Below are 23,754 nucleotides of genomic sequence, written 5' to 3'. Positions count from 1 at the left end.
GCAGGACGCGTCCCGATTTTTGTGCCTGTGTGAGAGCATTCTGAAGAACTGCGGGGAAGAGGGTTTGCGGCTGAGCAAACCCTGATGTTAGATGATAAGCGATGGCGATCAGGAAAATATTAACCCGCCATCCACATTGATAGTTTGTCCGGTGATGTAACGCGCATCATCAGACGCGAGAAATGCCACCAGCCCGGCGACGTCATCCGGCTGTCCGGCACGTTTTAAGGGTATATTTTCTACCCATTCCGCCATCAACTCACCTTTACCGTAAGTTTTTTTATCGCTGCTCAGGATCTCGCCCCAGACGCGATCGTTATAATCCCACATTTCGCTTTCGATAATACCCGGACAAAACGCATTCACGGTGATATGCCAGGGCGCCAGTTCTAAAGCCAGGCTCTGCGTAATCCCGATCACGCCCATTTTGCTGGCCGCATAGTGCGGCGTATAGATAAACCCCTGTCGGCCTTGCCCGGAAGAGGTATTAATCAGGCTGCCACCGTTCTGTTTCACCATGTATTTCGCCGCCTCGCGACAGCACAGCCAGACGCCGGTGGTATTCACTGCCAGAATCTTTTCGAAATCTGTTTTTGGCATCGAATCGAACTTATCAATGGTGATGACGCCAGCGTTTTGAATCGACACATCAATGCTGCCGAACCGTTCAGACGCTTGCTGATAAAGCTGCTGTACTTCGGTTTCATCGGTCACATCGATCTGCAATGCCAGAATCTCGCGGCCAGATTGTCGTTGCAGACGTTCAGCCGTTTCAAAAACGCGTTCAGCATTTGATACCATCACCAGGTTCGCGCCGTCGCGGGCAAAACGAGCAGCAATGCCCGCCCCGATGCCACGACAGGCCCCGGTAATCACCACCGTTTTTCCATTGAAATCACGCGTCATATGGCCTCCTGTTAACCGTGACTGACCTTAGATACTGGGGTTGTCTGCTGCTTTTTTTCATGACGACGCAACAGCACCACTTTGCTTTGTAAACGTTGCTGGAATTGATCGATAACCACGGCGGTGACAATCACTAACCCCTTAATCACCATTTGCCAGAAGTCGCTGACCCCCATCATCACCATACCGTCGGCGAGGAAAACGATAACAAACGCACCAATAATTGAGCCGGAAACACGCCCGCGCCCCCCCGCCAGTGCGGTGCCGCCTAAAACGGTGGCGCCGATGGCGTCCATCTCAAACATATTACCGGTCATGGGGTGCGCGGTTTGCAGCTGCGAGGCAACGATTAATCCCACCAGCCCCGCACACAGGCCGGAAAAAGCGTAGACAAATACTTTGACTTTAATAATTGGCACACCGGCAAGGCGCGCCGCCGATTCGTTACCGCCGGTAGCGTAGATATAACGCCCGAGCGGCGTTTTGCGCGTCAGATACAGCCCGAGCAGCAGAAAGCCCAGCATCAGCCAGATCGGCAGATAGACACCCAGCAGCGTACCTGAACCGAGAATGGCAAAACCGGTATTACCCAGCGCAGGCAGGCCGACCAGATTGGCGTAGGTGCTGCCGTCGTTAAACAGCAATGCGGCGCCACGGGCCACATACATCATGCCGAGCGTACAGATAAAAGGCGCTACACCGAGGCGGGTAATCACCGCGCCGTTTACTAATCCCACCAGCACGCCAAAGATCGCAACTACCACGATAACTTCCGGCACGTTCAGGAACAGCATATTGCCTCCCCAGAGCGGCACGCCATTGGTCAGCAGCGCGCCTGCAACCATGCCGCAAATGCCCGCCACCGCGCCCACCGACAAATCAATCCCGCCGGTCAGGATCACCAGCGTCATGCCGATCGCCAGTAAGCCTGTAATAGCAACATGTTGCGTCATGATCAGCAGATTGGAGGTAGTGAGAAAGTTAGGCACCATCACGCTAAAAAAGCCGACGACAATCAGTAGCGCAATAAAGGTGCGTGCCTTCAGCAGTTACATATAAAACAGATATTTTTGATTCATGGAATTCTCCGGCGATCTTAGGCTTGTGGTGTAGAAGCGCTGATCAATTTTTCCCGTGTCGCCTCGGCGCGTGGAAGATCGGCAGTAATGCGTCCGTCTGCCATCACCAGAATGCGATCGGCCAGCGCCATGACCTCATCCAGTTCGGATGAGGAAAACATCACCGCCAGCCCCTGTTTTGCCAGGTCGCCAATCAGGTGATACACATCCGTTTTTGCACCCACATCAATGCCGCGCGTGGGTTCGTCCAGCAGCACCACCTGTGGCCCGGTCATTAGCGCTTTGCCCAGCACCACTTTTTGCTGATTTCCGCCGCTCAGTGAGGTGATCGGCAGCCCGGCATCGCTGACTTTGATTGCCAGATGACCAATCATTTCGTTAACCCGCTGATTCTCTTTAGCCGGACTCAGCATACGCAGCGCACGACGAAAGCCACGCAGGCTCAAATCAGAAAGCGTCATGTTGGCAGTGATCGACATCAGTGCCACGACCCCCTCGCCTTTACGATCTTCTGGCACCAGCGCGATACCGCGCTTTAGCCGCTGTTGGAAGGTGCGTTTCTCCAGGCTTTGCCCGTCTAAATGAACCTTGCCGGACTGGCAGTGCATCAGGCCAATCAACCCCTTGAACAGCTCGGTGCGACCGGCCCCCAGCAAGCCATAAATCCCAATCACCTCGCCTTTACGTAGCGAAAAACTGACGTCGTTAAGCTTGTAGCCACCGTTTTGATGCAGTGCGGTCAGCCCTTCAACCTGTAACACCGTTTCACCCTGCGGCGCGGCCTGATAATCGAAATGCTTTTTCTTATCGCCGACCATCTGTTCGATGATCCACGGCACGCTGACATCGCGCACTTCGCGTTCGCTGATAAATCGCCCATCGCGGAAAATAGTGATGTGATCGCCAATCTCCATCAGCTCTTCCAGCCGATGCGAGATATAAATAATGGTGACTCCGCGCCGCTTCAGCTGGTCGATAACGTTGAATAGCACTTTGACTTCAGACTGGCTCAGCGCGCTGGTTGGCTCATCCATAATCAGCACGCGCGTGTCTTTCGACAGCGCGCGGGCAATTTCCACCAACTGTTGATGACCAATGCCCAACTCGTTCAGCGGTGCGTAAGGGTCAACATCCAGCTCCAGCCGTTCCAGCAGTGATTTTGCCAACGCGTATTGGTACTTTTCATTGATAACGCCGCGCTGAAAAAACTCATTGGCGATGAAAATATTGTCCATGACGTTCATGTTGGGAAACAGGTTCAGCTCCTGAAAAATAATGCTGATCCCCTGTTTTTCTGCCTGCTGAGTAGACGACAGCAATACCGCCTCGCCATCCAGTAAAATCTCGCCGGACGAGGGCATTTCTACCCCCGCCAGCATCTTCATCATGGTGGATTTGCCGGCGCCGTTTTCGCCAATCAGCACGTTCACTTTATTGCGATAAACGCGGTAATTGACCTGATCGAGCGCGGTGACGCCGGGATAAATTCGCGATACGTTGCGTGTTTCGATAATCACGTCAGGGGCCTGCTGCGCCTGGGGATTTTGCATACTGCGCTCCTTACTGCCGCGTGATCTGCGCTGGCGTGATAACAGGCGGCTGTTGCGGAATATCCCAGGCGCTGAAGACCCCCGCCACCGTGACATTGTCACCGACTTTCGGCTTGAACTGTTGCATCAAAGTGGAAGCCTGCTGGTTAATGGCTTTGCCGTAATCGCCAAACAGCACCTGATCGTTAAAATCCTGATAGCTGGCACCTTTATACCCATCGCGTAGCGCCGTGCCGCGAATAATCGGTCCCATCTGAATAGTGACGCTGTCACCTGAACGCGCATTGACTATCATTTTACCGCTGCGTGAGGTGGTATTAACGGCGGTGACGGTGCCGCTCACGCTCACGCTGAACACACAAGGGTTTTCGACCTGGCTACGGTAGCCGTAAGTTTTACAGGCGGTGTCGAAATCTCCGGCTGACTGCAATGACTTCATCAATTCAGCCAGCGGTTTCGCTTCACGGACAATTTGTGGCACCAGCTTTTGCTGCCAGGTTTGTGCAATGTTAACCATCTTTGGATTGGGGGGATTTTTCAGGTCTGCCAGCTCTTGCTGCGTCACAATGCGGCAACCACCAAGCAACACTACAGCCAGCGTCAGCCAGAGTCGTTTGTACATCTCATTCTCCCTGGCGCCCGTTTACACGGACGCTGCGGCGGTTAATTACGACTTATAATTGAAGTCCTGCACATCATTAGCATTTTCCGGGGTGATTAAAATGCCGCGGAACATCACGCGCTGTTTCGCCGGTTTGGTTCCTTTCTGAATGTAGTTGTCAAGATCGCTCACGCCCTGCGCCGCAATGGCCTGCGCCTGAAGCATCACGGTAGCCTTCAGCGTACCGGCTTTCACCGCATCACGTTCATCATTGCTGCCGTCAATGCCTACAACGATAACGTCATCGCGTCCCGCCGCTTTCAAGGCAGCAATCGCACCTAACGCCACCGGACCATTACCACAAATCACGCCTTTCACATCCGGGTGCGCCTGTAAAATGCTGTCCATGATGCGCTTGCCGTCAATCAACGTGCCTTTCGCGTCCTGCCTGGCCACGCTTTGCATATCAGAATATTGATCAAGCACCTGATGGAAGGATTTGGAACGCGTCACACAGTTATTGTCCGCCAGGTTACACGTCAGTTCGGCGTATTGGCCTTTCTCGCCCATTTTTTCAACAAAGACATTGGCCACGTCTGAACCGGCCTGGAAGTTGTTGTGCGTAATTTGCTCCAGGGCCACGTCATCAACCGGAATTTCGCGGTTAATCAGCACGACCGGAATGCCCGCATCTTTGGCTTTTTTGATCGCGGCTACGCTGGCAGTGGAATCGGCGTTATCCAGAATAATGCCCTGCACTTTTTTACCGATAGCCGCATCAATTAGCTCGCTCTGTTTTTTTACATCTTCACCATGTGACAGCACGGAGGTTTTGTAACCCAGCTGTTGCGCTTTAAGGTTGGCACCTTTGGCTTCCGAGGCGTAATAAGGATTATCAAGCGAGTTAACCAAAATCATGATGGTGCCTTTCCCGGCGGCAAAAGCCGCATGAGAAACCAGGCAGGCCGCCATTGCAGTGCACAGCAAAGTACGTTTTTTCATGGTGATGTTCTCTCTGTTTATCGTTATCGCAGGGTGATGTGTTGCACTTGCAGGGGTACAGCATTACCAAATGGTGAAACCACCATCGATCATCAAATCGGCACCGGTAATCATGTCGCTGCCGTTGCTGGCAAAAAACAGTACGGCGGCAGCAATTTCGTCGGTATAGGCAAACCGGCCTAAAGGGATCAGTTTTTTCATCTGTTCGCCTTTTTCACCGCGCCAGGCTTTTTCCCCCATTGGGGTGAGGACGACGGTAGGAGACAGGGTGTTGACGTTAATGCGATGCGGCGCGAACTCTTTTGCCATTACTTTAGTCATGCCAAGCAGACCGGCTTTCGCGGAGGTATAAGCAACGTGGCTATCGATCGCAATGGAGGCTGCCTGCGAAGCGATATTGATGATTTTGCCGCCGTTTCCGGCCTTGATCATATATTTCGCCGCCGCTTGCGAGCACAGAAACGGTCCTGTGAGGTTAACGGCTATCTGCTTCTGCCATTCGTCAAAAACGGTTTCCAGCACCGGTTGCAGCATCACATAACCCGCGCAGTTCACCAGAATATCGATATGGCCGTAATGCGCGTCAACCAGGGAAAATGCCTGCTCAACTGAAGCCGGATCGGTGACGTCGCAGCAGACAAACTGCACGCTTTCCGCTGCAAATTCACTGCTCATCCTCTCCACTTTTTCCGCTTCAAAGGGTGGATACAACAGCGCCAGGCGCGCGCCCTTTTCCAGTAGCATGGCATTGCTGGCCATAGCGATACCGCCCAGTCCACCGGTTATCACTGCCACCTTGCCGCTGAGATCCTGTGCCGTATCCACGCCGTAGCGCAGATTGACGTCATATTCACCACTCATCCGTCCCCCTCCTTCAGATTTTAGCTTTCGCGGTTTCGCCCTTTCATTTTCGAACAAAAATATAAACTATCGAATTGAAATGATGTGTGGGTGAGATCAAATTTCATACAACTGGCATAAACTTATTTTTATCACGTTGAAATAGCGTGATTTGGGTTACAGAGTGGGAAAATGACGGTAATAAAGCCAGAAAGCAAAACGATAGAATTCAATAATCTGTTTATTATTTATTTTCGTTCGAAAATCATTGACACTTTTGGCCATCTCGCATTCGCCAAAGTGGCGCGGTAAACTCAGCGACAGATCCTTACTCGCCTGAAAAATTGCGACTGGAAAAGGGAGCATTTCGATTGAAAAGCAAGACTGAGCAGCTGGCCGATATGCAGCAACGCCGCGAAAAGATTCTGGAGATGATCCGTGAAGATGGCACGGTGACGGTGAAGGCCTTGACAGAAACTTTCGGTCTGACAGAAGCCACGCTAAGAACTGATTTGCGGATGCTGCAAAAACAAGGGTTTGTACAGCGCTACCACGGCGGCGCAACGCTAATGACCGGAAAACAGAATACCGGCGCATTACTGCTGGAGCGGCAAACCCATCTCGATGAGAAAGAAGCGATAGGCCGTCTGGCAGCGCAGCATATCGAAAACGGCGATACGGTGATTTTCGATTCGGGCACCACAACCACAGCGATCGCCGAAGCCATTAGTCATATTCGCCGTTTATCGGTCGTGACCACGGCAGTAAATATCGCGTTAAAACTGGGCGGCGAGCCGGGGATCAATATTCTGTTAACCGGCGGCACCTTTAAGTTTCCCACCTTATCAACCTCCGGCGAAAAGGCAGCGAACTTCTTCGAAAACGTGCTGGCAGAGAAGTTATTTCTTGCTACCGCCTGTATTTCCCCCCGACTGGGCTTGAGCTTTCCCAGTGAAACCGACATCAAAGTGAAAATGGCGATGATCCGCTCAGCCAACACCGTGTATGTGGTAGCGGATTCAAGCAAAATCGACAAAGTTTCGATGTTCGCGCTGCCGTGCGACTGGAGCAATATCCATTATCTAATTACCGATAACGGCATTAGTGCGACGCAGGTGGCGGCATTTGAGGCGTTAGGCGTGAAGGTATTGGTGGCACCACTGCCGTTGAAGCGAGCAATGTAAACCCCGCTGAAAAAGCGGCTGAACTATAAAGATGATCAGCGCCCGCTGTAGTGGGCAGGTATCGCATTCGGTAATCGCCACTGCTGTTGCCAGTTGTTTGCGGCGTGCCCTGCCCGGCTAAAGCGGTGGCACTGGCCGTTCTTTATCCTGCATCAATTACGTCGCTTCCGCATGAAGTCTGCCGCTACGTCAACGTCTTTATCAGCGCTCTCCCTCTTTGCCGTAAACAGGATGCTCATACAAAAATCACGCCACTTTTAAGAACCGACTGTGACGGCGGTTGTCCAGGAAATTCTGATTTTAATGAGATTCTTAAACCAAACGGGTAAAATTTTATGGTAAAAAGTGATTAGGAAATCTTAATGGTTTCCCGTTATAAGTGTGGCATGACAGGAGGAGCGGTCCTTCCCTGCTGTCTCGGGTCGCCTTAATCATTTAATTCACTTTAACTATCACAAAGTAAAGCGCTTTCCCTGCGTCTTCTTTGCGCCTTCTCTGCGCGGAAAACCGCGTGCTATCACGCATCGACCAGAGGCGCAATGGTTTGAATTCTCAAAAGTCTTAGGTAGACTGAGCGCAGCATTATCTTAATGTAAATTGACCATTTCTCAGCCGGTCAATTTCAGGCATGACGCAAAACCCGCTTCTGCGAATAACTGCATGATGCCGGGCAATGTGCCGATACTTTGATGGGATCACGAGGAACATGGTGAAAAAGAGTTTCGCGTTAACGCTGCTGGCGGTGTTCGCTTTAGCAGGCTGTAAGGCCCCGCCACCGCCTGTCAATGATGATACGCTGGTCACCAGCGTGGTTAATAACGTCAAATTGGTACACCGCTATGCCGTTGTAGCACCCAAAGAATTTGAGCCGCTCAACCAGACCTGGCGCGCTTTATATAGCGCTTCGGTGATGACCACCCCCGATTACGGCGGCAAAGTAGTGCGTTATCTGGAAAGCGGTAAACCTTTTGAAGTCCTGGGTAAGGTTGAAAATAACTGGCTGGCAATTGCCGAAGACGCAGAAGGTCCAATGATCGGTTACGTCCCGCTGAAAGCCGGGGTTGAAAGTAGCCGTTATGAGGCAACCATTCGTAGCGATCGCCCACGTCCACGTAAGACGAAACAAGTTTGTGTTGCTGTTGGCGGCACAAGTAAAGCCTGTCGCACTAACAATACCGCGACCTGGATCTTAGACTAAATATGGAATCCGGCGCATATTGCCCGCAGCACCGTCCTGGGCTGCGGGTTCAGGGATTTGCCATTGGCTGGAAGAACACAAATTAATGACTGTGGAATCCCCTGCGCGTGAGGCATTATCCTCAGGCAATGAGAATTTATTACTTAACGCTGCAGCGCCTTTGCTGAATGCTGTGGTGCAAATTCGTCAGGCGGCTACGCATGACGATCCCGCTGGATTACGCCAGTCCCTTATCGATGAAATTCGTCAGTTTGAACAGCGTTGTAAACACGCCGGTTTGCCGTTTGAGATGATTATCGGTGCGCGTTACAGCTTATGCACCGCGCTGGATGAAGCCGCCGCGCAGACACCGTGGGGCACGCGCGGTGTCTGGTCCGGTAATGGCATGCTGGTGACTTTTCATAACGAAAGCTGGGGCGGCGAAAAATTTTTTCAGCTGCTGTCACGCATTTCACAAAGCCCACAGCAGCATCTCTGGTTGCTGGAAGTGGTGCATTATTGTTTGCTGCTCGGTTATGAAGGCCGTTATCGCGGGAGCGATAGCGGTCGTGCGCAGTGTGAAGGCATTCGTAAACGTCTGGCAACGTTGATTGATGAGACGCGCGCGCAGCGGGACGCACCGCAGGCGCCAATGATTGAAGTGCATCCGCTGGTGAGCACGCTGGCGCGTCCGATGGTGCCGCTCTGGGCCTGTGCCATGCTGGTGGCACTGATTGCCTGTCTGATTTACAGCGGATTGAACTGGCGGCTGGGTAATGCGGCTGAACCGCTGCTGCGTGCCATCTATCAAACCCCTCTTCCGCAAATTACCGCGGGCCGTCGTCCCTCTTCTCCACAAGCCCTGCTGGATTTACGTCAACGCCTGAATGATGTGATTGCGGCAGGCCAACTGGAAGTCAGCGATGGCGCATTTGGTAGCAAAGTGATTATCCCCGCCGATAAGCTGTTTGCTGCGGAAGGCACCGCCATTAATCCGGTGGGTCGAGCCCTGCTGGCGCGCGTTTCTGCGGCGATGAAAGGTGTGAAAGGCACGATTCTGGTGTCGGTGTTTACTGACGATCGTCCGGTCGATAATGGCCGTTTCGCCTCCAGTTATGAATTTTCTTTTGCCCGCGCCCGCGCTGTCACCCAGCTAATGCAGGTGCAGCTTGCAGACGGACATACGATTCGTTCGGAAGGCCGCGGTGACAGCGATCCGCTGCTGCCTAATGACAGCAGTGAAAACCGCACCCGCAATCGTCGTGTTGAAATCACTTTATTCGCTGCGCCCGAAGCCCTCAGTAACCACCAAGGAGCTCAATGATGCGCGCTTCCATGCGTTTGCTTTTAACTCATCGGCTGCTGTGGAGCTTTATTGGCGTCACGGCGCTGAGCTGTCTGCTGTGGATGCTTGGCCCACTGTGGGTCTGGGATGATTCTCGGCCGCTGGAGCTGGCACTGCATCGCCAGCTGGCTGTCGGCGTGCTGTTTTTCGTATGGGTATTGTTCCAGCTTATCCCGTCGTTATATCGCGCCTGGTTTAACAGCCGGTTGCTGACACAACTGCAATTATCCGATAGCGACGATCCCGCGGAACGACAGATCACCGAAGAGTTGCTCAACCAACGCTTTAGCGATGCGGCAACGCAGCTAAAGCGCGCCCAGTTTGGCCGTCGCCCACAAAACGGCGGTTGGTTATCTCGCATCAGCGCCAATTATCTTTACCAGCTACCGTGGTATCTGGTGATGGGCGCACCGGGCGCGGGTAAAACCACGGCGCTGTTAAATGCCGGCCTTGAGTTTCCGCTCACCGACAGTTTTGGTAAAAACGCTATTCGCGGCGTCGGTGGCACGCGCAACTGTGACTGGTGGTTTACCAACAGCGCGGTATTAATCGATACCGCCGGACGCTACGCATTGCAGGAAAGTCAGCGCGCGCGTGATGCCAGCGAATGGCGCAGTTTTATTAATTTACTGAAACGCTATCGCACCCGCCAACCGATTAATGGCGTGATCATGACCATCAGCGTCGCCGATCTGTTGAGTGATTCAGCCGAAGCGCGCATTGCCCAGGCTACAGCGCTGCGTGAACGCATGGTCGAGCTACATCACCATACCGGTATTCACTTCCCGGTTTACGTGATGGTAACTAAGACGGATTTGCTGAAGGGCTTTATGAGCTATTTCGCTGCGCTCGAAAAATCTCAGCGTGATGCGATATGGGGCTTTACCTTCAATTGGGATCTGGGCAAGCCACATAAGGACGACTGGCACCCTAATTTTTCTCAGCAGTTCCAGCGGCTTGAGCAACAGTTACAGCTACAGTTGGCGCAGCAGATGGCGCAAGAGCGCGACCTTAATCAACGCGCCGAAGCATTTTTGTTCCCACAGGAGTTCGCTTCACTACGGCCCCTGCTGAACGAATACCTCAATGTCGTCTTTTCCGATCATAAAGAGACGGTGGCCTGGAGTCCGCGTGGCCTGTTTTTCACCAGCGGCACGCAGGAAGGTTTACCGTTTGACCGGGTTATGGGCGAGCTGAGCCGTAAGCTGCAGCTGCGTCAGGCGGGCGAGCACTCGATTGCCGCCTGGGATAGCGTCAATCGCAGCAGCCCTATTCCGGGTAATAAAGGACAAAGCTTTTTTATTCGTGATCTGCTCAGTTCATTGATCTTCAAAGAAAGTGGGCTGGCGGGCAGCAACCGTCACTGGGAATATCGCAACCAGCTTTTCCACTGGATTGGCTATGGCGTACTGGCAGGCGTACTGCTGATTTTATCGGGATTGTGGACCCTCAGCTATTACCAGAATCAGCGTTATTTGCAGCAGGTAGCCGCGCGCGTGCCGCCCATTATTGCGCAAAGCCAGCAGGTGATTCATCAGCCAGCCGATAATATTTTTGATCTGCTACCCTTTCTTAATAGACTGGTAAAACTGCCGCTCTCAGAGCGTTTTTCCCTGGATAATCCACCGCTTACTATGCGGGTTGGCTTATATCGCGGTACGCAAATCAGTGATGCGGCATGGATACTTTATCAAAATGCACTTAAGTCTTTGCTGTTACCGCGCGTGGCACAGCAGGTGACGAATCTGCTGCGTAGCGATCCGGGCGATGATAATCATTACAGTCGAAATGCATTACGCGCTTATCAGATGCTGTACGAACCGCGTAATTATGATGGCGAATTCCTGCGCGCCTGGCTGTTGCAGAATTTACAACGTACCCTGCCGGATAACGTCAGCGCACGCGATTTACAGCAGCTTGACTGGCATTTAAGCCAGTTACTGGATCAGCAGATCCAGTCTTCGCCTTATGCACGCGACAACGCATTGATGATGCGTAAACTTGCCGAGAACCTGAATAATGCGGGTCAGGATGGCACTACGTTCGCGGTAGCACCTGCACGTATTGCGCAGCAGTTGACGTCGCATAGCGAGTAATGAGCGAATAATGGGGAGGTGAATATGGCTGCGTATACTGCCCCCGGCTGGTATGGCAAACTGCCATCGACCGGCGATTTTCTGCACCATCGACTCAGCGAGAAGCAGATTTCCCCGTGGAATCACTGGTTTCAGCAAGGGTTAATGCACTGGCACCAGCAAGGCAACCCCTCCACTGCGGCTTTTTTGCGTGCGCCGGTATGGAATTTTGTTTTGCCGATTGCCCCTGGCCGACAGCAGATACAAATGGGCTGCTTATTGCCCTCTTGCGATCGCGTGGGCCGCGCCTGGCCGCTGCTGGCGCTGCACAGCTTTTCGCTGAATCAATGGCATCCGGCACAGCTGACTATTTCCGGCGACTGGTTTCAGGACCTTGGCTCAACGTTACTTCAGGCCGTACAGATGCCGCTCAATGCCGAACAGCTTGAGCAGCGCATCCAGAAGCTGTTGCCGCTGCTGGTGCCGATGAAGCAGCAGTCCGACATCATGGATGTGATAGGTTTTCAGGATTTGCCCTGCACGCTCAGCTGGCGTGAAGTCGCAGATCGTTTTGACCCTCAGCAGCATATCAGCTACTGGTGGAGTAATCGCAGCGACGGTTTCGCTCATGCGACTCACAAACACAGCGGCAACCTTACAGCTCAACTGTTTTCGTTACTGTTTAACCCGGCGGCAGGTGCACAGCCGGGACGTAATGGCCTCTATCCACCGATGTTTGAGTGAGGCTGGTGCGTTTGCCCTTCAATACGGGATGACTCATGCAATTTACCATTGTGCAATGCACGACAGATGTTCCGGTGAAAACCGTGGCGTTTCAACCGCCCGGTGGCACCATTGGTCGCAGTCAGGATAACGATCTGGTATTACCCGACGAAGCTCGGGCGATTTCGCGTTTGCAGGCGTTGGTGCATGTATCCAGCGAAGGCGATTGCCGCCTGACCAGCCAGGGCAGCGTGACGCCCGTTGAGCATAATGGTGTGAAGCTGGAGCGTGGGATGCAGGTGCTGCTTAAGCACGGCGACGCGCTGCGTATTGGTGAATATGCACTAGAAGTACGCGATCCCTCCCGCAGCGATGAGAGCAAAGACGATCCCCTCGCTTTGTTTACTGCCGAAACCGATCATCAGGCTAATCCGTTAGGCATTGACGATCGGCACGCTGCTGAAGCGTCGCTGCCCGACACGGAAAACCCTGCGCCACGCCAGGAACGTCATAACGATGCCCGGCTGGCGATCGATCCGCAGGCCAGTGAGCCGCAGCGTCTGCTCCAGAGCCAACCGCACGATCAGGATAAACTGGTCGCGGCGCTGCTTGAAGGCATGGGACTGAATAATGGTCATGTCACGCCGATTGATGAAGAACAGATGCGCATCACCGGACGTATGCTCAGCCTTTTTTCGCAAGGCACCGTGGCCTTGATGTCATCGCGTTCGATCCTGAAACGCGGTGTGAAAGCTGATATGACAATGATCCTTAACGAAGCCAATAACCCTTTTAAAATTTTACCGTCCGGCAAAACCGTTTTAATGCAGATGTATCAAAGCCAGATGCCAGGATTTATGCCGCCAGAGCAGGCGGTACGCGATGCGCTGGTCGATCTGCAAGCGCACCAGCTCGGTATGATTGCGGGTATACGCGCCATTATCGCTGCGATGCTGCAATCCTTTAACCCACAACGCCTTGAAGAACAGGCGCGTGCCGATGGCATGCTGCCCAGACAGCCCTTTTCGAGCATTAAAAAAGCGGCTTTGTGGGATTACTTTATGCGTAACTATCAACGCACCGCGGGGGAAATCGAAGACGACTTCCATACCTTATTCGGCGAAGCCTTCCTGCATGCCTATGACACGGAAGTAAATCAGTACAAAGATTCCCAAACGCGGGTGGATGACGTATGAAGATTGTTTTTGCCAGCCGTTCCCAGCAGGGTTTACGCAATGAAAATCAGGACCGAACCGGCGCTGAACTTGACCCCAGTAAAGCCTGTTTTGTGGTGTGTGATGGCGTCGCGGGGTTACCGGGCGGTGACCAGGCGGCACAGCTGGTGCGCGACAGTCTGCTTCATCAGTTCAAGGATTGCCCGGCGTTTACCCCCGCGTTTACCCAGCAGGCGATTGAACAGTGCCGAACTCTCCTGTATGAAGCACAAGGAAAAAATCCGAAATTTTCGCGCATGAGCACGACGCTTGCGGCCCTGTTTATTGACCGTGAAACACAGCGTGCATGGTGGGCGCACGCAGGCGACAGCCGGGTTTATCACTTCCGGCGCGGCATACTGCATGAGGTGACGCGCGATCACAGCCTGGCCCAGCGACTTAAAGAAGCAGGCTATGAAAATACCGGCATTAACAGTAATTTACTTTATAATGCGCTCGGCGCAGAACCGTCACGTCCTGTCAGTTTCTCAGAACAGATCCTGCTGGAAGATGGCGATGCCTTTTTAGTCTGCACCGACGGGTTTTGGCTTAACCTGACCACTCACGAAATGGAGCAGGCATTGCGTATGGTTAACGCCTGCGAAGAGTGGTTAGCACTGATGGAAGATGCGGTTAACCGTAACGTAAAAAAAGATAATCTCAGTGCCCTGGCTGTTTGGATTGGTGAGCCGCAGGAAGCCACCTTGCTTTATTCACTGGCTGATTCGGCACGTTTTCTACCGCCTCGTTAATGATTCCAAGGATTCATATGAAATTGTGGTTGCCCGGCATTGCCACCTTGCTGATAGCTTTTAACGTGCAGGCCGACGATTATCGCGTAGTTTATTCGCCCAGCCTGGCGCTGGAAGTGTATATCGATAATGTAGTGAGCAAAGCGCCTGACGACTGGTGTAAAGAGACGCTACCGTTGCGTATTGTTTCAGGTAAGAGCAAAGACTCCGCAGTGCTGACCACTTTTTTACCGCGCGTAGGTACGCTGCTGGCCAATCAATGTGGCACGCTTGATGTACTGCCGTGGCAGATGACCGATAAAGATGGCAGTGTGTTAGCCAGCGGCAGCGCCAGCAAACTGCAAAACTGGCGCCCAATCGTCATGGCAGACGCCACCACCAGCGTCAATGAAAGCAATGCTGCTCCTCTGGATTTATCGCGGCCCGCTGACAGCACGCCGTTGCAACACTTTGATTTACCAAGCGGTTGCCATTTCCGTACCGCGTGGGATGATAATGCGGCGTCAATGTTTATTCCTGATGTCAGCAAGCAGCAATGCTCACCTGATGGCTGGCTAGAAGGAAAAAGCGAATTAACCCTCGCCAGCGCAGACAAACCCTCGTCTGTACCCGTGACTTTCTATCAGGGGTATCCCGTGGCTAACCTGGCGATTAACGACAGCAAGCTGGTTGTGGTTTCTGCTAATAACCAGCGCATGATTGTAACGCGCCCGGACGCAACCGATAGCTGGCTGGTATTGCCGTTTGATGCAAAACAGCATCTCTGGCGCTTTAACGGTACTTTATTAGTGAAGATGGATAAGAAAACAGCGCAGCAGGATGCTGACGCAGTGAAATCGCGCGTCGAAACCTTGCGCGGCCTTTGGGCACCGCATTTCATGCCACAGCAAAAAGTGAATGTGTTACTCATCGACACCCTGCACGCGGATCTGGTTGATCCGGCCATTGGTGCCTGGCGTAACATTAATTAATCACCGCGCAGCCTGGCGAACAGGCGTGTTCAGAGAGTTCACCATGTCGGCTAATGATAAACAAAATACGGTTCCGAATGCCCTGCCTGACGGGTACCGATTTAACGAGTTTGAGATCAAGGAAGTGATTGGCGGCGGCGGCTTCGGCATTGTTTACCGCGCCTGGGATCACCAACTTGAACGTACTATCGCAATCAAAGAGTACATGCCGGTTTCGCTGGCACAACGCACCCCGGATTTAACCCTTGAACTACGCGGTGAGCGTTTTCAGAAATTATTTAACGCCGGACTGAATAGCTTTATCCAGGAGGCGCGTCTGTTGGCGCGTTTTAATCACCCTGGACTGCTGCATGTGCTGCGTTTTTGGGAAGAAAACGGCACGGCCTATATGGGTACCCTGTATTATAGCGGTATGACGTTGAAAGAGTGGCAAATTACCAGCCCGGAACCGATTTCTGAAGTCTGGATCCGCCGCTTACTGCCACCGCTGTTGGGTGCTATCAGCACGATTCATCAGGCCGGGTATCTGCACCGTGACATCTCGCTTGATAATATCCAGATCCAGGACAATCAGTTGCCCGTGCTCCTCGACTTCGGCTCAGCACGCAAAGAGATTGGCAATCTGTCTGACGAAACGGAGATCATGCTCAAACCCGGCTTCGCCCCCATTGAGCAATACAGCGAAGAAGGAGAAGTCGAACAGGGTCCATGGACGGATATTTACGCCCTTGGCGCAGTGTTACACAGCCTGATTACCGGCAATCCACCGCCAGTAAGCGTGGTACGTTGCATTGAGGATAATTATCAGCCGCTGGTTGAGCGCAAACCGGCGGGCTTTTCACTTCCGCTGCTACACGCGGTGGATTGTGCGCTGGCAATGAAGCCAGGCGATCGTCCACAAAGCATTGACGCCTTTGCTGCTCTGATTGATTTGCCGGTAAGCGACGTTGAAGCGATAGTCAACAGCCTGCAGGCTGCGGCGGAGATGCAGCCTGCGTCCATCCTCATGACCGAAGAGGCGGTTGAGGCCCCTGAACCCGTGGTGATGGCGGTGAATCACGGAGCCTCTACCATCGAACCGGTCACGCCACGCAACGTACGTCGCTTGTCGCCGGGCTTGCTGGGAATGGCTTTTGTCGCTTTGCTCGCTGTTATCACCGTCGTCTGGATGGTCAACAAGCGCAGCGTTGCGCCGAAAATGGAGAACACGCCTGCGGCCTCATCAGAAGCACCCGCCGCCCCTGGCGTTGCCACTACCCCTGCAACGCTGGCGACGGTTTATCTCAAGCTGGGAAATGGTCAAAACGTTGTGCTGAACGGTCAGCCGTTCGATGTTAAACCCGGCAGTAGCGGTTTCGCGGCACTCAGCCTGGCGGCCGGGCAATATCGCATTGAAGTGCATGCTGGCAGCGTCACGCATGTGCAGTCGCTGACCATTGATAAGCCCGGAACCTGGTTGATTAATCCGGGAAAGTAAGGGTTTACGTTTGAAGGGAAATAACGAGGCGTAAACGGGCGCGCCCATTGTCTCGTCTTTCTCTGGATTTTGAGCACAAGCAGTGGCGATGGGCAAGGTTCGCCTGGAAAGTACAACGTCGGGATAGCAAGGCCGGTTTATGATTGTGCTTTACCATCAGGTAAATCTTGCCTGACACGCACCCTCACGAAATGGGGTTATCCCTGCATCAGACTCACGCAGGATTGCAAAGCACGAACCTGATGCGCCAGCCGACTCAGATTCTCCTCTTCCATGCCGCGCCTTGCCAGCTCCTGCTCCAGTGAGAACAGGTATTGCGCATTGGAGCCGAGCGGACCGCTTGCTGCCGCAATCAATGGCGCAACGGCATCCGGGCAGGAGTCAGATTCATACAGCGGATGCCGTGGGTCCATAATAAACACCAGCGCCGTCACGCTTCGCCCGTCATCCAGCGTCAGTTCACACCAGGTTGGCAAATAGCAGCCGGTGACCATTTCGCGCTTCCACAACAGCTCAAGCTCCTCATGCAAACGCTCCTCTGGCAACCGAAAAGCCAGCCCGCTGGTTCTGCCGCCCTCTTTCAGCGCTAACATACGACCTGGATGACTTGAGGTGCCGCGCCCCGCAATCAGACGCAGACAAAAGGCGCGATGCCAGCCATCCAACGCACCTGCTGCAATTTCATCGGCTTCAAAAACAGGGTTCCACATCAGCGATCCGTAGCCGAAGATCCATACCGGGCTGTGATCGGGACGGCAGGCCAGCGTGGCCGCCAGCGAAGCTGCGCGCTGTTCGCAGCTCCATACCAACGTTTCTTCAATATCGCCGAATGACGTTTTGCAATCCGCTTTTAATAAAAATTCCCGGGTTAACAATCTGACCTCCTCAACGCCTGCGACATCCCGTCTGAAATATTCTCCTGGTACGCGCTCAGCTGATGTAGCGCTTCGTTCATTAAAACGACATTAATTCATTTTTATTGCGGGTTTCAAGGGTGATGGGATTCACAAGATGAAAAAAAGCAGGCAAGTCGCGTAGGGAAACAAGAAAAGGGCCAGATTTTTCTGGCCCTCAGGGTTAATGTCAGTCAGTGTTTTGGATGCCACTTGTCATCTTCGCCCTTTTTGTACTCTTTTTTCACGGCCGACCAGGCGACTTTATGCGCCACTTCTTCCCGTGACTCATCACCACGACGATCGTCTTCGTCTTTGTACTGCGACCAGGCGCTGTTAAATGCTTTTTGATAAATATCTTGCGCGTGTGCTGGCAAAACATGTTTGACACTGTCCGGTAATGCGCTGCGGCTACGGTAAGGCATAATTTCTCCTTAGGTTAAGACTCCCTTTAAGTCTGGCTGAAGTTGGAAAAATCTCAAATACAGAATAATGAGGATCTAACAAATTTAGTTCAGTTAAGCTGCAATAAATGCCATTCATCATAGTAAAATAACGCATAAAAACGAGTATTTATTGAAAATTATCGTTAACCACTTCATTGATTAATAATGAATATATTTTGATAAGTTCTTGTTAAAACCATTATATAGAAATTATCAATAAAAGTAAAAAGTAGTAAATTTCTACCCTCGCTAACGCATGAAAGTTAAACTGTTTAAGATAATTACTTTCATACTACTTTACGGGAATAGTGATTTGTCCCGCCAACATAAACAGCCTGAGAGGATGGTGGATGCCGACACATGAAAAAACGCGTCACAAAGAGTTTTCGCTGATTTTTCCCATTATTACGCCAGGCGTGCTTTATTTTTTTAGCGGGCAGATGGCAATGCCTGTCGTTATTGGTATTAACCTGCTAGCGCTGGTTGCTATTCTGTGTAGCGCATTTAGTGTGGTACGCCACGCCGATGTCCTCGCGCATCGCCTTGGCGAACCTTATGGCTCGCTTATTCTCAGCTTATCGGTAGTTATACTGGAAGTAAGCTTGATCTCAGCACTAATGGCAACCGGCGACGCCGCACCCGGCCTGATGCGCGATACCCTTTATTCAATCATTATGATTGTTACCGGCGGGCTGGTTGGCTTTGCCCTGTTGCTGGGGGGACGTAAGTTCGCCACACAATACGTCAACCTGGCGGGCGTTAAGCAGTATTTGATCGCTATATTCCCGCTGGCGATTTTAGCGCTGGTGTTTCCGAACGCGCTGCCGGGCAGTAATTTTACCCCCGCTCAGGCACTGATTATTGCGGCCATCTCAGCCGCGATGTACGGTGTGTTTCTGCTGATTCAAACCAAAACCCACCAAAGCCTGTTTGTTTATGAACATGAAGATGAAAGCGACGATGGCGACCCGCATCACGGTAAACCTTCGGCGCACAGCAGCGTATGGCATACGGTATGGTTGATCGTTCATTTAATTGCGGTTATTGCCGTGACCAAAATGAATGCCAGTACGCTGGAGCATTTGCTGTCAGAAATGAATGCACCGCAGCAGTTTACCGGTTTTCTGGTCGCGCTGTTGATTTTGTCGCCGGAAGGATTAGGTGCGATTAGGGCGGTACTGATGAATCAGGTACAGCGCGCCATGAATCTGTTCTTCGGTTCAGTGCTGGCCACCATTTCTTTAACCGTGCCCGCGGTTACCCTTATTGCCACCCTGACCGGTCAGGAACTGATATTTGGTCTGGCGCCACCGCAAATGGTGATGATGATGACGGCACTGATTTTGTGTCAGCTCTCCTTCTCCACCGGCCGTACAAATGTTCTGAACGGTGCGGCGCATCTGGCTTTATTTGCGGGTTATTTGATGACTATTATGCTGTAACGAGGTTGTTTTATAGGCAAAAAAGAGCGATTGCTCGCTCTTTTTTGTCAGGCGCGTTACTTACTGGTATCAAGCTCAGGGAAGCTTTTCACCAGCTCATCAATAGCTTTCATCTGTACCAGGAACGGCTCAAGCTTGTCGAGCGGCAGCGCTGATGGACCATCACACAGCGCATTAGCGGGATCCGGGTGCGCTTCAATGAACAAACCGGCAATACCTACCGCCATCCCAGCGCGTGCCAGTTCAGCAACCTGGGCTCGGCGCCCCCCTGAAGCAGCCCCAAACGGATCGCGCGTTTGCAGGGCATGAGTGACATCGAAAATCACAGGACTGTTGTTAGTCACTTTCTTCATCACGTTAAAGCCCAGCATATCGACCACAAGGTTGTCATAACCGAAGTTGCTGCCGCGATCGCACAGAATCACTTTATCATTGCCGCCCTCGGCGAATTTATCAACGATGTTGCCTATTTGGCCAGGGCTGACAAACTGGGGTTTTTTCACGTTGATGACAGCACCGGTTTTCGCCATGGCTTCAACCAGATCGGTCTGACGTGCCAAAAATGCAGGTAACTGAATCACATCAACCACATCCGCAACTGGCTGCGCCTGGGCAGATTCGTGTACATCAGTAATGATTTTCACGCCGAAGGTCTGCTTCAGTTCCTGAAAAATCTTCATGCCCTCTTCCAGACCAGGGCCACGATAAGAATGAATAGATGACCGGTTCGCTTTGTCAAAAGAGGCTTTGAACACATAAGGAATACCGAGTTTATCGGTCACCTTTACGTAGTGCTCGCAAATGCGCATGGCAAGATCACGCGATTCCAGCACGTTCATGCCGCCAAACAGAACAAACGGCAGATCGTTTGCTAACTTGATGTCACCAATACTCACGACTTTCTGTGTCATGCCCTTTCCTTAATTGTGAATGCGCTTAATGCAGCGTCACCTGTTTTTGTTCAATTGCGTGAATCTGAACTTTGATCATTTCACTGACCGGGTCCTCGGGACACTGCTCAACGAAGTAAGTTAAATCTGTTAAGGCGATATGTTCGCACTCAAGCTGCGCATAGATCAAACCACGATCGCGAATTTCATAAGGATCATCGGGGTCAATGCGTAACAGCACCTGGCTGACGTTAAGCGCCAGTTCCATCTGCTTCTCTTCCATCAATGCCGCTTTCAGCGTATCCAGCATTTTACGCATCACATTAATGGTTTTGGCGCCATCCAGATCGTCGTCATACAGACGGGCGGTTGGGCTGATATTGCCCTTCAACCACACTTCGAGCGTATGCTTATCAAGCGTTTCACCGTTGAACGGATTGATTAGCCATTTATCTCCATCAATCCAGTCAGCGCGCAGAATCAGCTGGGTGGGGAAAATCACCGGCATCAGCGGTAGTTCCAGCTCGGCTGCGATATGCAAAAAAATGATACCCAGCGACACGGCAGTGCCCTGGCGGGTTTTCAGCACATTATCCAACCATAGCGCATCGGACAGATTATAAATACCGCTCGCGCCGCCAAATCCCCACTGGCGATAAAACAGCTCCAGCAATTTTTCGAGCTGCAGGTCGGCATCCTGTTCGCAGCTGACATAATCACGCGCTTCAGCAACTAAGGCAGACAACTGCTTCTCTACCGACAACGCCGGAAAATCGGCCCGGATAGCAAGCGTGGCGCCAATCACCGCTTTACATAGCGGCGTCTGGCTAAAATCTAATCGTTCAGTGGAGGTCATACTATCCCCAATAATGGCATTTTGCTCACCGCCAGCTTAATGACAATCACCAATGCAATCAACGCGATAAGAAAGGCAATCCAGCGGGTGCGGTCAGTTCGCGGGCGACGACTCAGTGCCACGGAAGCTAAGGCGATGTAGATAATAACCCCTAACAGCTTTTCAGTCAGCCAGCTTCCTTGTGGAGAAAATGGATAGAAGTGGGTGATCATCACCAACATGACTCCGCTAACCAGCAGTAATGTGTCGTTAACGTGCGGCAGAATGCGCACCCAGCGGCGTGTCAGCATGGCTGAGCCGCTGCGTTGCCAGTAGAAACGCAGCAGGAAAAGCGTGATAGTGATCGCCTCTGTGAGTAAGTGCAGTTGTTTGATCAAAGGATAATAAGCAAACATGTCAGGTCCTTGTTAATTTGCTATTTGACCGAAAGTCACACGCGGATTGCCGCCATAATCACTGGCGGTTGCCACCGCCTGGTAGCCGTTTTTCAGCATCAGTTGACGCACCGCGTCATCCTGCTGCCAGCCATGTTCCAGTAGTAGCCAGCCGCTTGCTGTTAACCAGTCTGGCGCTTGCTCAATCAGCGTCCGTAAATCAGCTAAACCCGACTCATCGGCCACTAACGCGCTGCGTGGTTCAAAACGTACATCACCCTGTCCGAGATGCACATCGTTGGCATCAATATAAGGTGGATTACTGACGATAAGCTCAAAGCGGTTGGGAGAGAGTTCACGGAACCAGTGGCTGAGCAAAAACGTGGCGTTAGAAAGATTGAGGGAGTCGGCATTGTGCTGTGCCAGCTCAACGGCGGCTTCGATGCGATCTACGCCCACCACCTGGCAATCGGGCCGTTCGCTGGCAATCGCCAGGGCAATGGCGCCCGTGCCGGTGCCAAGATCGAGGATACAGGAAGGTGTCGCGGGCAAGCGCGCCAGCGCCTGCTCAACCAGTATTTCGGTATCGGGGCGGGGAATTAACGTAGCATCGTTAACGCGCAGCGGTAGTGACCAGAATTCGCGTTCACCCACCAGATGAGCCACGGGTTCGCCTTGCGCGCGACGTGCCAGCAAGGCGTCAAGTTGTGCACGCTGTTCGTCGCTGAGCGGTGTCTCATCAAAGGCCACCAGCCAGCTTCGCGACTTACCGGTGACAAAACTCAGCAGGATTTCTGCGTCACGCTTTGGGCTATCACCCCCGCATAAGAGGGCAACGGCTTGTTTCAGCCAGTGACGAATATCCATTAATCCTGACCAGCCAACGCGGCCAACTGATCGGCCTGATATTCCTGCACGATAGGTTCAATCAGGCTTTCCAGCTTGCCTTCCATGGTCTCATCCAGACGGTAAATAGTCAGATTGATGCGATGATCGGTAACGCGCCCCTGCGGAAAGTTATAGGTGCGAATACGATCGGAACGATCGCCGCTGCCCAGCAAGTTGCGACGCGTACTGGCTTCTGCCGCCTGACGTTTCGCCATTTCGGCAGCATGAATACGCGCGCCTAACACGGCTAACGCTTTGGCTTTGTTTTTATGCTGCGAACGCTCATCCTGACACTCCACCACAATGCCGGTCGGCAGGTGGGTAATACGAATCGCCGAATCGGTGGTATTAACGTGCTGACCACCCGCGCCTGACGAACGGAAGGTGTCAATTTTCAGATCGCCCGCATTAATTTCTGGCATATCTGCTTCTGGCAATTCCGGCATTACCGCAACGGTGCAGGCAGACGTGTGGATACGCCCTTGCGATTCGGTCTCCGGCACACGCTGTACGCGATGGCCGCCCGATTCAAATTTCAGCCGACCATAAGCACCTTCACCGATGATACGGGCAATGACCTCTTTATAACCGCCATGTTCGCCATCACTGGCGCTGACGATTTCAACACGCCAGCGACGTGCTTCAGCGTAGCGGCTGTACATACGGAACAGATCGCCAGCAAAGATCGCGGCTTCATCACCGCCGGTTCCCGCCCGGACTTCAACAAAACAGGCGCGCTCATCGTCGGGATCTTTTGGCAGTAGCAACACTTGCAGCTGCTGTTCCAGCGTTTCACTTTGCTCCCGCGCCTGCTGTAACTCCTCCTGGGCCATATCTCGCATTTCAGGATCGTCGAGCAGCATTTTCGCGGTTTCGCTATCTTCCTGGACCTGCTGCCAGTCGCGGAAACAGCGTGTCACGTCACTGAGTTGAGCATATTCACGCGAAAGTGCCCGAAAACGTTCCTGATCGGCAATGACAGCCGCATTACCCAGCATCGCTTCCACTTCTTCGTGGCGCTCCTGCAGCGCTTCCAGTTTGGCAACAATTGAGGTTTTCATTTAAATGT

23 protein-coding genes are annotated in these 23,754 nt (G+C 52.6%); 10 read left to right on the top strand and 13 right to left on the bottom strand.

Features of this window, described 5'->3' with window-relative positions; translation table 11 throughout:
• Window positions 1–108: 108 nt before the first annotated feature.
• The 6 genes from QRY16_RS08895 to QRY16_RS08870 all read right to left on the bottom strand — a co-directional run bounded on the left by QRY16_RS08895 (window position 109) and on the right by QRY16_RS08870 (window position 5,999).
• A complete protein-coding gene (locus tag QRY16_RS08895; protein ID WP_289776322.1) occupies window positions 109–906 on the bottom strand; it encodes a glucose 1-dehydrogenase in 798 nt (265 codons plus the stop codon).
• Window positions 907–917: 11 nt separating this feature from the next.
• A complete protein-coding gene (locus tag QRY16_RS08890) occupies window positions 918–1,955 on the bottom strand; it encodes an ABC transporter permease (protein ID WP_289776364.1) in 1,038 nt (345 codons plus the stop codon).
• A gap of 47 nt (window positions 1,956–2,002) precedes the next feature.
• Window positions 2,003–3,535 (bottom strand): sugar ABC transporter ATP-binding protein, encoded by a 1,533-nt coding sequence (locus QRY16_RS08885; protein ID WP_289776321.1) that lies wholly within the window; start codon window positions 3,533–3,535, stop codon window positions 2,003–2,005.
• A 10-nt stretch (window positions 3,536–3,545) separates the two neighbouring features.
• On the bottom strand, window positions 3,546–4,157 hold the full coding sequence (locus QRY16_RS08880; RefSeq protein WP_289776320.1) for a DUF2291 family protein: 612 nt from the start codon (window positions 4,155–4,157) through the stop codon (window positions 3,546–3,548).
• A gap of 45 nt (window positions 4,158–4,202) precedes the next feature.
• Window positions 4,203–5,138 carry a D-ribose ABC transporter substrate-binding protein gene (locus QRY16_RS08875; RefSeq protein ID WP_289776319.1) on the bottom strand — a complete coding sequence of 312 codons (936 nt, stop codon included), beginning with the start codon at window positions 5,136–5,138 and terminating at the stop codon, window positions 4,203–4,205.
• Window positions 5,139–5,201: 63 nt separating this feature from the next.
• Window positions 5,202–5,999 (bottom strand): GolD/DthD family dehydrogenase, encoded by a 798-nt coding sequence (locus tag QRY16_RS08870; protein WP_193404006.1) that lies wholly within the window; start codon window positions 5,997–5,999, stop codon window positions 5,202–5,204.
• Between the two features lie 350 nt (window positions 6,000–6,349).
• On the opposite strand from QRY16_RS08870, the gene QRY16_RS08865 reads away from it, so the two are divergent.
• The 9 genes from QRY16_RS08865 (at window position 6,350) to QRY16_RS08825 (ending at window position 16,896) form a co-directional block, all read left to right on the top strand.
• A complete protein-coding gene (locus tag QRY16_RS08865) occupies window positions 6,350–7,162 on the top strand; it encodes a DeoR/GlpR family DNA-binding transcription regulator (protein WP_289776318.1) in 813 nt (270 codons plus the stop codon).
• Between the two features lie 706 nt (window positions 7,163–7,868).
• On the top strand, window positions 7,869–8,360 hold the full coding sequence (locus QRY16_RS08860; RefSeq protein WP_289776317.1) for an SH3 domain-containing protein: 492 nt from the start codon (window positions 7,869–7,871) through the stop codon (window positions 8,358–8,360).
• 85 nt (window positions 8,361–8,445) lie between these two features.
• A complete protein-coding gene (icmH, locus tag QRY16_RS08855) occupies window positions 8,446–9,663 on the top strand; it encodes a type IVB secretion system protein IcmH/DotU (RefSeq protein ID WP_289776316.1) in 1,218 nt (405 codons plus the stop codon).
• Window positions 9,663–11,780 (top strand): type VI secretion system membrane subunit TssM, encoded by a 2,118-nt coding sequence (gene tssM, locus QRY16_RS08850; protein WP_289776363.1) that lies wholly within the window; start codon window positions 9,663–9,665, stop codon window positions 11,778–11,780. Before icmH ends, tssM begins: the two co-directional genes overlap by 1 nt.
• Window positions 11,781–11,804: 24 nt before the next feature.
• On the top strand, window positions 11,805–12,503 hold the full coding sequence (gene tagF, locus QRY16_RS08845; protein WP_289776315.1) for a type VI secretion system-associated protein TagF: 699 nt from the start codon (window positions 11,805–11,807) through the stop codon (window positions 12,501–12,503).
• Between the two features lie 35 nt (window positions 12,504–12,538).
• Window positions 12,539–13,678 (top strand): type VI secretion system-associated FHA domain protein TagH, encoded by a 1,140-nt coding sequence (gene tagH / locus QRY16_RS08840; RefSeq protein WP_289776314.1) that lies wholly within the window; start codon window positions 12,539–12,541, stop codon window positions 13,676–13,678.
• A complete protein-coding gene (locus QRY16_RS08835) occupies window positions 13,675–14,448 on the top strand; it encodes a PP2C family protein-serine/threonine phosphatase (protein ID WP_289776313.1) in 774 nt (257 codons plus the stop codon). The genes tagH and QRY16_RS08835 overlap by 4 nt, the downstream gene beginning before the upstream one ends.
• Window positions 14,449–14,465: 17 nt before the next feature.
• On the top strand, window positions 14,466–15,419 hold the full coding sequence (locus QRY16_RS08830; RefSeq protein ID WP_289776312.1) for a hypothetical protein: 954 nt from the start codon (window positions 14,466–14,468) through the stop codon (window positions 15,417–15,419).
• Window positions 15,420–15,462: 43 nt separating this feature from the next.
• Window positions 15,463–16,896, top strand: a complete 1,434-nt coding sequence (locus QRY16_RS08825) for a serine/threonine protein kinase (protein WP_289776311.1) — start codon at window positions 15,463–15,465, stop codon at window positions 16,894–16,896.
• A 197-nt stretch (window positions 16,897–17,093) separates the two neighbouring features.
• On the opposite strand, the gene QRY16_RS08820 is transcribed toward QRY16_RS08825, so the two are convergent.
• Window positions 17,094–17,771, bottom strand: a complete 678-nt coding sequence (locus tag QRY16_RS08820; RefSeq protein WP_193403997.1) for a gamma-glutamylcyclotransferase — start codon at window positions 17,769–17,771, stop codon at window positions 17,094–17,096.
• A 212-nt stretch (window positions 17,772–17,983) separates the two neighbouring features.
• Complete coding sequence (gene chaB, locus QRY16_RS08815) at window positions 17,984–18,214, bottom strand: putative cation transport regulator ChaB (protein ID WP_193403996.1); 231 nt, start codon at window positions 18,212–18,214, stop codon at window positions 17,984–17,986.
• A 371-nt stretch (window positions 18,215–18,585) separates the two neighbouring features.
• Between chaB and chaA the strand changes: the two genes are divergently transcribed.
• Window positions 18,586–19,677: a sodium-potassium/proton antiporter ChaA gene (gene chaA / locus QRY16_RS08810; protein WP_193403995.1), complete on the top strand. Its 1,092-nt coding sequence runs from the start codon at window positions 18,586–18,588 to the stop codon at window positions 19,675–19,677.
• A gap of 56 nt (window positions 19,678–19,733) precedes the next feature.
• Here chaA and kdsA read toward each other — a convergent pair whose 3' ends face one another.
• The 5 genes from kdsA to prfA are packed head-to-tail and all read right to left on the bottom strand — an operon-like array spanning window position 19,734 to window position 23,746.
• The gene (kdsA, locus tag QRY16_RS08805) at window positions 19,734–20,588 is read right to left on the bottom strand and encodes a 3-deoxy-8-phosphooctulonate synthase (RefSeq protein ID WP_289776310.1); all 855 of its coding nucleotides are present in this window, start codon (window positions 20,586–20,588) and stop codon (window positions 19,734–19,736) included.
• 25 nt (window positions 20,589–20,613) lie between these two features.
• Window positions 20,614–21,423: an invasion regulator SirB1 gene (sirB1, locus tag QRY16_RS08800; RefSeq protein ID WP_193403993.1), complete on the bottom strand. Its 810-nt coding sequence runs from the start codon at window positions 21,421–21,423 to the stop codon at window positions 20,614–20,616.
• Entirely contained in the window at window positions 21,420–21,818 is a 399-nt protein-coding gene (locus QRY16_RS08795; protein ID WP_289776309.1) for a SirB2 family protein, read from the bottom strand. Before QRY16_RS08795 ends, sirB1 begins: the two co-directional genes overlap by 4 nt.
• Window positions 21,819–21,830: 12 nt before the next feature.
• Window positions 21,831–22,664 carry a peptide chain release factor N(5)-glutamine methyltransferase gene (gene prmC, locus QRY16_RS08790; protein WP_289776308.1) on the bottom strand — a complete coding sequence of 278 codons (834 nt, stop codon included), beginning with the start codon at window positions 22,662–22,664 and terminating at the stop codon, window positions 21,831–21,833.
• Entirely contained in the window at window positions 22,664–23,746 is a 1,083-nt protein-coding gene (gene prfA / locus QRY16_RS08785) for a peptide chain release factor 1 (RefSeq protein ID WP_193403990.1), read from the bottom strand. Before prfA ends, prmC begins: the two co-directional genes overlap by 1 nt.
• Window positions 23,747–23,754: the final 8 nt, after the last annotated feature.

It is taken from the genome of Mixta mediterraneensis, assembly GCF_030283135.1.
Classification (GTDB): Bacteria; Pseudomonadota; Gammaproteobacteria; order Enterobacterales; family Enterobacteriaceae; genus Pantoea; species Pantoea mediterraneensis.
The sequence above is the reverse complement of the archived record's forward strand: the minus strand, read 5'-3'. Positions and strand labels throughout refer to the sequence as shown.

Coding starts and splice junctions, on each gene's coding strand:
- tssM (WP_289776363.1), top strand. CDS start 9,663: ATGCGCGCTTCCATGCGTTTGCTTTTAACTCATCGGCTGCTGTGGAGC.
- QRY16_RS08885 (WP_289776321.1), bottom strand. CDS start 3,535: ATGCAAAATCCCCAGGCGCAGCAGGCCCCTGACGTGATTATCGAAACA.
- QRY16_RS08870 (WP_193404006.1), bottom strand. CDS start 5,999: ATGAGTGGTGAATATGACGTCAATCTGCGCTACGGCGTGGATACGGCA.
- QRY16_RS08825 (WP_289776311.1), top strand. CDS start 15,463: ATGTCGGCTAATGATAAACAAAATACGGTTCCGAATGCCCTGCCTGAC.
- prfA (WP_193403990.1), bottom strand. CDS start 23,746: ATGAAAACCTCAATTGTTGCCAAACTGGAAGCGCTGCAGGAGCGCCAC.
- QRY16_RS08795 (WP_289776309.1), bottom strand. CDS start 21,818: ATGTTTGCTTATTATCCTTTGATCAAACAACTGCACTTACTCACAGAG.
- tagH (WP_289776314.1), top strand. CDS start 12,539: ATGCAATTTACCATTGTGCAATGCACGACAGATGTTCCGGTGAAAACC.
- QRY16_RS08875 (WP_289776319.1), bottom strand. CDS start 5,138: ATGAAAAAACGTACTTTGCTGTGCACTGCAATGGCGGCCTGCCTGGTT.
- icmH (WP_289776316.1), top strand. CDS start 8,446: ATGACTGTGGAATCCCCTGCGCGTGAGGCATTATCCTCAGGCAATGAG.
- chaB (WP_193403996.1), bottom strand. CDS start 18,214: ATGCCTTACCGTAGCCGCAGCGCATTACCGGACAGTGTCAAACATGTT.
- kdsA (WP_289776310.1), bottom strand. CDS start 20,588: ATGACACAGAAAGTCGTGAGTATTGGTGACATCAAGTTAGCAAACGAT.
- tagF (WP_289776315.1), top strand. CDS start 11,805: ATGGCTGCGTATACTGCCCCCGGCTGGTATGGCAAACTGCCATCGACC.
- QRY16_RS08860 (WP_289776317.1), top strand. CDS start 7,869: ATGGTGAAAAAGAGTTTCGCGTTAACGCTGCTGGCGGTGTTCGCTTTA.
- QRY16_RS08830 (WP_289776312.1), top strand. CDS start 14,466: ATGAAATTGTGGTTGCCCGGCATTGCCACCTTGCTGATAGCTTTTAAC.
- chaA (WP_193403995.1), top strand. CDS start 18,586: ATGCCGACACATGAAAAAACGCGTCACAAAGAGTTTTCGCTGATTTTT.
- QRY16_RS08835 (WP_289776313.1), top strand. CDS start 13,675: ATGAAGATTGTTTTTGCCAGCCGTTCCCAGCAGGGTTTACGCAATGAA.
- sirB1 (WP_193403993.1), bottom strand. CDS start 21,423: ATGACCTCCACTGAACGATTAGATTTTAGCCAGACGCCGCTATGTAAA.
- QRY16_RS08880 (WP_289776320.1), bottom strand. CDS start 4,157: ATGTACAAACGACTCTGGCTGACGCTGGCTGTAGTGTTGCTTGGTGGT.
- prmC (WP_289776308.1), bottom strand. CDS start 22,664: ATGGATATTCGTCACTGGCTGAAACAAGCCGTTGCCCTCTTATGCGGG.
- QRY16_RS08895 (WP_289776322.1), bottom strand. CDS start 906: ATGACGCGTGATTTCAATGGAAAAACGGTGGTGATTACCGGGGCCTGT.